This window comes from Paenibacillus oryziterrae (assembly GCF_042610485.1).
Lineage (GTDB): Bacteria > Bacillota > Bacilli > Paenibacillales > Paenibacillaceae > Paenibacillus_AQ.
Window position 1 is genome coordinate 25094 of record NZ_JBGJZO010000037.1, and the last position, 8519, is coordinate 33612.

General features: G+C 49.4%; 9 protein-coding genes. 1 reads left to right on the forward strand and 8 read right to left on the reverse strand.

What is annotated here, in order from left to right:
• Window positions 1-87 precede the first annotated feature (87 nt).
• The 3 genes from ACAN55_RS22855 to ACAN55_RS22865 all read right to left on the reverse strand — a co-directional run bounded on the left by ACAN55_RS22855 (window position 88) and on the right by ACAN55_RS22865 (window position 2141).
• Window positions 88-318: a cold-shock protein gene (locus ACAN55_RS22855; protein WP_379138510.1), complete on the reverse strand. Its 231-nt coding sequence runs from the start codon at window positions 316-318 to the stop codon at window positions 88-90.
• Between the two features lie 97 nt (window positions 319-415).
• Window positions 416-616: a cold-shock protein gene (locus ACAN55_RS22860; protein WP_039878010.1), complete on the reverse strand. Its 201-nt coding sequence runs from the start codon at window positions 614-616 to the stop codon at window positions 416-418.
• Between the two features lie 286 nt (window positions 617-902).
• Entirely contained in the window at window positions 903-2141 is a 1239-nt protein-coding gene (locus ACAN55_RS22865) for a S1C family serine protease (RefSeq protein ID WP_379138515.1), read from the reverse strand.
• Between the two features lie 288 nt (window positions 2142-2429).
• On the opposite strand from ACAN55_RS22865, the gene ACAN55_RS22870 reads away from it, so the two are divergent.
• Window positions 2430-2636, forward strand: a complete 207-nt coding sequence (locus ACAN55_RS22870; RefSeq protein WP_379138517.1) for a hypothetical protein — start codon at window positions 2430-2432, stop codon at window positions 2634-2636.
• On the opposite strand, the gene ACAN55_RS22875 is transcribed toward ACAN55_RS22870, so the two are convergent.
• Genes ACAN55_RS22875 through yycF form a run of 5 tightly spaced genes read right to left on the reverse strand, consistent with a single transcriptional unit; the run spans window position 2605 to window position 8080 of the window.
• Complete coding sequence (locus ACAN55_RS22875) at window positions 2605-3411, reverse strand: MBL fold metallo-hydrolase (protein ID WP_379138520.1); 807 nt, start codon at window positions 3409-3411, stop codon at window positions 2605-2607. The genes ACAN55_RS22870 and ACAN55_RS22875 overlap by 32 nt on opposite strands.
• 16 nt (window positions 3412-3427) lie before the next feature.
• Window positions 3428-4168, reverse strand: a complete 741-nt coding sequence (gene yycI / locus ACAN55_RS22880) for a two-component system regulatory protein YycI (RefSeq protein ID WP_379138522.1) — start codon at window positions 4166-4168, stop codon at window positions 3428-3430.
• 32 nt (window positions 4169-4200) lie between these two features.
• Window positions 4201-5526: a YycH family regulatory protein gene (locus tag ACAN55_RS22885; RefSeq protein WP_379138525.1), complete on the reverse strand. Its 1326-nt coding sequence runs from the start codon at window positions 5524-5526 to the stop codon at window positions 4201-4203.
• Entirely contained in the window at window positions 5523-7349 is a 1827-nt protein-coding gene (walK, locus tag ACAN55_RS22890; RefSeq protein WP_379138528.1) for a cell wall metabolism sensor histidine kinase WalK, read from the reverse strand. Before walK ends, ACAN55_RS22885 begins: the two co-directional genes overlap by 4 nt.
• Entirely contained in the window at window positions 7349-8080 is a 732-nt protein-coding gene (gene yycF / locus ACAN55_RS22895) for a response regulator YycF (protein ID WP_379138531.1), read from the reverse strand. Before yycF ends, walK begins: the two co-directional genes overlap by 1 nt.
• Window positions 8081-8519: the final 439 nt, after the last annotated feature.

Sequence of the window (8519 nt, forward strand, 5' to 3'; positions counted from 1 at the left end):
TGAGAAAAAGCAAAAAAAATAAGACGGTTTCCCGTCTTTCAGTTATACGTTCTTCTATTACATTTACTTGGCTATAAAGGCGTTGGATCAGGTAATGGAAATACCCTTCTTCAGCGACTTGAGGTCGCCATTCGAATTGAGCAGCAGGGGCAGCATCTTTGTGCTGCGAACCATTGGGGAGTGACATAGACGGCAGGAAGGCGCATGTTCAAATGCGAAATTATCCCTCATCCATCCGTTACATCCATCGTTGGTACAGGCCCATATTGCGGTATCTTCTTCCGGTATTTCCTCCAAAGGCTTCTTCCGGTAGTTCATTGCCGTTCCTCCCTTCCTTTATGTTGCAAGTTGTCTTCCATAAATAAAAAAAAGACCGTCCCAACTTTCAAAAAAAGCGGGACGGTGCCTTCTATTATTACAGTTTTACAACGTTTTCGGCTTGTGGTCCACGGTTGCCTTGAACAACGTTGAATTCAACGCGTTGGCCTTCATCCAAAGTTTTGAAGCCTTCGCCAGTGATTGCGCTGAAGTGTACGAATACGTCGCTTCCGCCTTCAACTTCGATGAATCCGAATCCTTTTTCTGCGTTGAACCATTTAACTGTACCTGTTTGCATGTGTGTTACCTCCACAAATTTAAATTAATATGTTCTTTTTATCTTCAGACAAAGAAAAAATTCACACATTGAGAAAGGTTGCATTTATAGTATTACAGCCCTTTTCAACAGGAAAATTTAAACATTAGCTGCATTAATATTATCATCTTAACATACCTCAAATCCAAAGGCAAGCTGTCCCATCCGAATTTCACCGTTTATGTTCTAAAAAGGCTGACTTCCCAATGTAAGGGCTATCAGCCCGTCAACATCTCTTCGATAATAGTATATACAGCTTTCGTTCATTTTATTCCTGTGGTTTCTCTTCAAGTATAACAGACAACTCTTTGAGCACACCATCACGGTAAAAAGTGACCTTCAGCTCTCCACCAATCTTAGTATGATCATACAGATATTTGCGCAGGGACAATGTCGAAGAAATGGGCTGCCCATTAAATTTGACGATGACATCATTGAATTGAAGGCCTGCTTTCTGCGCCGGACCTACCACATCGAGAACAACTGCTCCGTCTTTTACATCTTTTGGAAGTTTTAGTTTCTTTAGCTGCTCTTCATCAAGCGGTACATACGGATTATTCAGATCGACGGAATATACACCAAGGTAAGAACGGGCAACACGTCCCTTCTCAGTAAGCTCATCAGCCGTCTCCAGCACATGATTGGCGGGAATCGCAAACCCAAGGCCTTCGACTCCAGTGTCCGAGATCTTCATTGTGTTGATGCCAATTACCTGGCCGTTCAGATCGACCAACGCACCTCCGCTGTTGCCTTCATTAATGGCCGCATCGGTCTGAATGACTTCCTGCTCCCAGTCATATACGCCATCCTGATTAAGCGATACCGGAATCTGACGTTCGGTATAGCTGACAATTCCTGAAGTCAGCGTATCTCCAAGACCCAGCGGATTGCCAATCGCAATGACGGTCTCACCTAGACGCAGCTTGGAGGAGTCGCCAATCTTGGCAATAGTGTTAATACCTTTCGCATCGATGGAGAGTACAGCAATATCGCTGACTTTGTCCGCACCCACTAACTCGGCCTTCCGGGTTACTCCGTCCACTGTAACAACTTCAAGTTTGCTTGTTCCCTCAATTACATGATTATTTGTAATGATAAATGCCTTATCACCGGTTTTTTTATAAATAACGCCAGATCCAAGCGCAGACTCATCCAGGATATCTAGCTCTTTATTATCTTCCTTGTGGTTGATGATACTGACGACTGCAGGACGTACTAGTGCAGCAGCCTGTATAATCCGGTCATACGGATCACCGCTGCTCTGCGTAACGTTCTGGACGAGTGCAGGTAATGCAGTTTCTTTATGCGACAGCTGTCCTGTAATCAGACTGAACAGAAGCACGGCTACAACGGCACTGACCAATGAGCTTAATGCGGATATTTGCAGGGTCGACAGATTAGGGCGCTGCTTACGCACCCGCCAGCGGGCGGATGATGGCCTGGGCGCCTTGCTCACTTTGCGCCGGGATACTTTGGTTGAATAGAAATCATCATCAAACAGACCCATCTTTGTTCTCTCCCCTCTATCACCATTAGACTCTCAAAAGCGCCGAAAGGTTTCGTTAACCTTTACAGAAAATTCGCGGTCCGCTGGTTCATCCACTCTCACATTCTCCTAAGCAGGGAATAATTAGGGTGTTATCAGACTACAATAGTAGAAAGCGCATGCTACCTAAAACTGTACGTTCTATATTAATTGTAACACAGGCCGCAGCCCTGACGTCATTTTTCTAACGTTAAATTTCTGCATATTTATGGTCATATTTCAAAATAAAACATATAAAGGAGGCGCCACATGAACGCTTATTCATCCAGTATGGATCTCGTGCATTTTATTGGTAAACTGGGGGATCTAAAAGACGAACACTATCAAATTACCCTCACTCTCAGTGCCATGATCGAGCTGTTGATCGACAAAGGGCTGATCACCCGTCAAGAGCTGGAACACAAAACCGCCGAGCTGGACGGGCTTATGATTCACTCACCTTATCCCATGGCGTAGGCCGGTCATAATAGGTGTCGCATAGTCTAAACTCACTGTCCTTGAAAAAACACCCCATGTCCTCCATCGTGCCGCGCACTGACATTTTGGCGAGGTCCATCATGTTGTGGTCCCGGCTTAAATGTGCCAGATACGTCCGCTTGGTGCGACCTGTAAGGATCTCACTAAGCGCCGCCCCGGCTGCTTCATTGGATAAGTGACCCATGTCACCCAGAATACGGCGTTTGGTGTTCCATGGATATCTTCCCATCCGCAGCATCTCAATATCATGATTGGCCTCCAGCACCAGTACATCAGCATCGGAGATCGCAAGCTTTACCTTTTCGCTGACATAACCCAGGTCGGTTGCTACACACAACTTCTCCTTACCATCATAAAAGTTATAGCCCACCGGCTCGGCCGCATCATGGGATATCGCGAATGATTCCACCCGCAGACTGCCAAAGTCTCTATATTGTCCGGTCTCCAGAATAATCCGGTTATGCTCTTCGATTCTGCCGATCCCCTTCTCTATCGCCCCCCAGGTATTGGTGTTGGCATAGATCGGAAGGTCATATTTGCGCGCCATCGCACCGAGACCCTTAATATGATCAGAGTGCTCATGCGTCACGAGTATTCCGTCAATCTCCCCGCCTGTTAATTCACGCATCCCCAGCAGCTCATCAATCCGCTTCGCGCTAAGTCCCGCATCGATCATAAGCGTGGTCTCCCCGTTGCGAACAATGGTCACGTTGCCCGTCGATCCGCTTGACAGTACTGTAAATGAAATCCCCATATTTTCCTTACCCCTTCTACTCCGTTGTCTTCGGACTGATGATATCCGCACTGATGCCATGTACATAATACGACTTGCCGTTCTCCAGCATGAAGCGCCACATCGGCGCAGCCACCTGACTCTCGGAATTAAACAATTCCCCGTAATATCCAAGCTGAATGTCCGTCACTACTGTGTCTGGGGCAAAATACTTCTCAATTAAACTGCTTAGTGCCTGCGAAGCCGGAAGCACCTTCTGCATCTGCTGGCTGCTGCTTGGCCCAATTTTAACATCTGGTGCCCGGAAGGCAATAATCTTCTGGTTACTGTTCAGCAGCTCCAGCTTAACCCGGAAGAGCGGCCACTGATTCTGAACCAGCGGGTGGAGCACATATTTGCCCACCTCACTCTCCTGAGAGTCCAGCCGATAACCCGAAATATCGGGAATCTGAATGCTGAGCTTGCTGCTCAGTTCCGTGAATGAGGAATACATCAGCTGGCTGTCCACCGGCTGTTTCAGCAGCACTGGCTCCTGCTCCAGCTCTTCTCCGGAATACAGATACGTGATATCAGGCAGCTGAGGGGTAGCTGCAGGGATCGGACAAAGCACACGAATCCCCTTCTGCTCCATGATCTGCTGAGTCTCTTCGGAGAGCGAGGTGAAATCAAGGTTGGCGCTGACCTGGTCACGCAGATCCACCCACAGCTGATAGCACAACAGCAGATTTAATAGCAAAAAAGCGTAAATCAGTACATTCTTCGCTCTCCCCCAATCCATACCTCACCCTCCTCCACTTTTATTATTTTTGTTCAGTTCAACGTAAGCACGGTTCCGTCACTGAGGGTTACCTTCCATACCGGACGGAGCAGCAGCATATCCCCTTTGACCTCAGGCACATATGCGGGAACCAAATCCTTCACCGCTGAAGCTTTGCCGATTTGGGCCAGCTGCTTCTTCAGCGTATCCCCTCCCGACAGCTCTTTAATCTTCTTCACCGATTTGGACTCATCCACATAGAGCAAAGATCGCTCATACGAAGATACCGTTCCCTGCTGCAGATCGAGATTAATAACGCCATACCGAAGCTGCGGCTTGTTCATAATCGGGTAGGAACCGTATGGATGGGCGCCGTAATACTGCTGGAATGAAACCATCCGCTCCTGAATCCCCTCTTCTACCACTGTAAATGGCTCCATGGTGCTCTCTTCGGAAACCGCAAGCCGGTACGTCCCATTCCAGCCCCCATGCTGATTCACAAACTCTACCGCTTCAAGAGCATCTTTAGCGGGCGTGCTCTCTGCTGCGGGCAGTGCCGTGGGATCGCTGTAGCTCATCCAGTTCTGCTCCTGATCCACCTGGAGACTGCGTTTACTGTCTGTGTAAATCTCGGAGCCGTCTTTTTCTAATATATATCGGGTGCTGCCGGTATCAAAAAAGAGACTGCTCTGCATTTGATCAATTGTATACATATCAGATGGAATTTCAGCTTCCACCACAGAGAGAGTATTCTCCGGAACATAATAATCGCCATTCACCGTGGTATACATCGTCCAGCCCTTACCGAAATCGACGTGCTGCTGCACATCCTGAACGGTAAGATCAGCTTTAGCAGCTTCATACACGATATCTCCGCGGGTACTAAAGAAGATCGCATGCGCTTTGGAATCATTCTTCAGATTATAGATCCATATCCGGTCAATACTTTCTCCGGCAAATAAGGAGTCTGGCGACAACTGCATCACTCTTTGCAATAGAGTAACCGGTATGCCCTCGCCAAAAGTAAGTTCGATACCCGGATTCTCACTGCGCATTTTGGCCCAATCGAAATCCTGCACAGACCGGCGTTGAAAGCTCTCAAAGCCACGCCCTTTGAGCCTGTTCAGAATCAGATTGTAGAAGGTTGTACTCGGATAGAACAGGGTATGCTTGTTATCGCCCAGATGAATAATCATCTTGTCCGGAAACAGCATGTTCTCCACCTTGTCCTTCGGTCCCATATTGTCTGTCTTCACATACAAATTCTTCGAAAGCACCGCCGAGTCCGTGCCGGGCAGCCTGTAGATCAGATAATAGCTTTCGATCAGACTGCTAAGCACCAGCAGGGCCAGAATCCATGATTTCACTCGTTCTTTCATGCCTGCCCCCTCCTTTGTTCATCCAGCGGAAGGGTAAAGGTTACCTTTGAGCCGTGATCGAGTTCCGATTGCAATGAAATAGAGCCGCCATGCGCCTTCACAATTTCCCGGGCAATGGAGAGTCCCAGTCCGGTACCGCCCATATTCCGGGAGCGCGCCTTATCCACCCGGTAAAAGCGTTCAAATATCCGCTCGATATCTTTCTTTGGGATACCTATGCCAGAGTCTTTAACGGAGATCGACAGCATACCTTCTTCATTGCGGCTGGCCTCAAGCTCAATGGTGCCGCCTTCAGGGGTGTATTTCAAAGCGTTCGATACCAGATTTCCAAGGACTTGGTCGATCTGATCGCGGTCCAGCCAGGCAGTGACGACTCCCCGGCGAACCATGGTGCTGATATCAATATTCTTCTGGCGGATCTGGAAGGAGAAGCGGTCAGCGACATCCTCCAGCATCTCCGCGATATCTGTCTGCTGGATGCGCAGACGCGCTTCCTTGGAATCCAATCTCGACAAATGCAGCAGATCGGTTACAAGCCGGATCATCCGCTCGGTTTCATTGCGGATGACGCCGACAAACCGTGAAGCCAGCTGCGGATCATCCAGTGCCCCATCATCCAGTGCTTCCGCATAACTCTTAATCGTCGTAAGCGGCGTACGCAGCTCATGCGATACATTGGCCACGAACTCGCGGCGGGATTCTTCCAGATTCTCCTGATCGGTGACATCCTGCAGAACCGCTATCGTTCCGGCGATTCCACCTTCCCGGCGGTGTATGGGGGTAAAAGTCACCCGCACGATGGTATGGTCCTCACTGCCATGCGGGTACAGCCGCAGCAGCGAAGACTGCGCGTTACCTCCCGATAAAGCCTGAGCCTGCTCGGAGTCCAGCCCCAGCAGTGTATCCAGCGGCGCTTCCGGCAAAGGCTCGTCCTGGCCCAGCATCGTTGCCGCGCGACGGTTCATCAGAATCACGATTCCCCGTTCATCCGTGGCTACCACGCCGTCACTCATATTAGTCAGGATAGAAGCCAGCTTCTCTTTCTCTTCTTCATTCTGGGAGAGGGCATCCCGAAGTCTGCCGGTCATATAGTTGAACGCCTGACTCAGCTGCCCGATCTCATCATCTCCAAAGACCGGCATTTTCCGGTTGAAGCGGCCTTCCGCCACAGCCGTGGCATGGCGGGTCATTTCTTTAATCGGCTGCGTAATGGTATGCGCCAGAATAACGCCGAGCACGGCGGTCAGCGCAAGCGCTAGCAGCATACCCGAGATAAATACACTGTTGATCCGGCTCATCGTCGCATACAGATCCTTCATATCGGCGGCGATATAAATCGCGCCTACAATCTTCCCGCCGGATACGACCGGTTTGGCCACTACCTTCTTCCGTACATTATCATCACCGATAATATACTCCTCATTATCGCTGATTCCTTGAAGCGCACGGCTAACTACGGTTTGGGTATTACGCTGTCCGACGTAATCGCTCTGCGAAGGAACGGAAGTTGTAATGATTTTACCACTGGCATCCAGCACCTGAATCTCTGCGCCGTTGATATAAAGGTTATTCACCATTCCCCGCAGACTGTCAGCGGAAGACTCGTCCTCCGACGTTGCCGTATCGCTGCTGAACTTGTCCGCCGTCAGGATCGACAGCATCTCCGCCCGTGCTTTCAGATCCTTGGTGAAATTTTCGGTTAAGGAGTTCTTCATCGAGCTTACAAAATATACGCCGATCAGCTGCATCGCAATCAGAATGAGCAGCACGTAGACAATAATCAGCTTAGCCTGAATCGTCCGAAAAAAGGACAACCGCTCCATCACAGCCCTCCGCTTTTGGGACTATGCATCAAATAACCAAGTCCGCGCCGTGTAAAAATGTATTCCGGCTTACTCGGGTTCTCCTCAATTTTCTCCCGCAGCCGCCGGATCGTCACATCCACCGTGCGAACATCCCCAAAATACTCAAAGCCCCAAACGGCCTGAAGCAAGTGCTCGCGGGTCATGACTTTCCCGGCATGACGAATCATGTAGTAGAGCAGCTCATATTCCCGGTGCGTCAAGTCCAGCGGCTCCCCGTCTTTATAGACCATATACATATCTGTATCGATGAATAAATCAAAGTGCTGAATTCCCTGTTTGCTTTCGGCAGGCTCACTCAGCGGCTCTGCCGCAACCGGCTTGTGCTGACGTCGCATCTGCGCTTTGACCCGGGCCAGTAATTCACGTGTACTGAATGGCTTTGTCACGTAATCATCGGCACCCAGTTCCAAGCCCAGCACCTTATCAATTTCTCCGTCCTTGGCAGTCAGCATAATGATCGGAATATCGAGGTGGGCTGCCCGCACCTCACGGCATACGTCCATCCCGTCCTTGCCCGGCAGCATTAAATCAAGCAGCATCAAGTCGGGCCGTTTGGACAGAGCAAGCTCAACCGCGCTGTTGCCGTCAAAAGCGCAGATGACCTCGTAGCCCTCTTTTTCCAAATTGAATTTCAAAATGTCGGCAATGGGCTGTTCGTCGTCCACTACCAGAATCGTCCCCATCTGCATGCTCGATTCACCTTTCTATTGGTCCTGTTATATTGAACGAATACTTTACAAATTTAGCCTGATGCAAGTCGTAACTACGGGGAATGTTTGGACTTTCGGCCGCTGTTGTTCCCAGATTTCTTGATTTATCCCGCTAGTAGCGGTTGAAATCCGGGAACAAAGGCGGTCGCTACCGCTCCTACAGTTCCAAACTTCCCCTTCGTTACTTCTCATCTCGTCATTATGGGTCAAACTATTAGTTCACTCTTGTATTTGTTTCTTTTTATTTTACCATACCTGACAAGGTGCCACACCCCGCAAAGTATGGCGGCAGAGACTTATATACTGGAAAATCAGCCTCCTATGGAAAGTGGGGAGAATCGAGTAGGAGGGGGCGGCGAGCCCCCGACCTCTCACACCACCGTACGTACCGTTCGGTATACGGCGGTTCATGGAATAT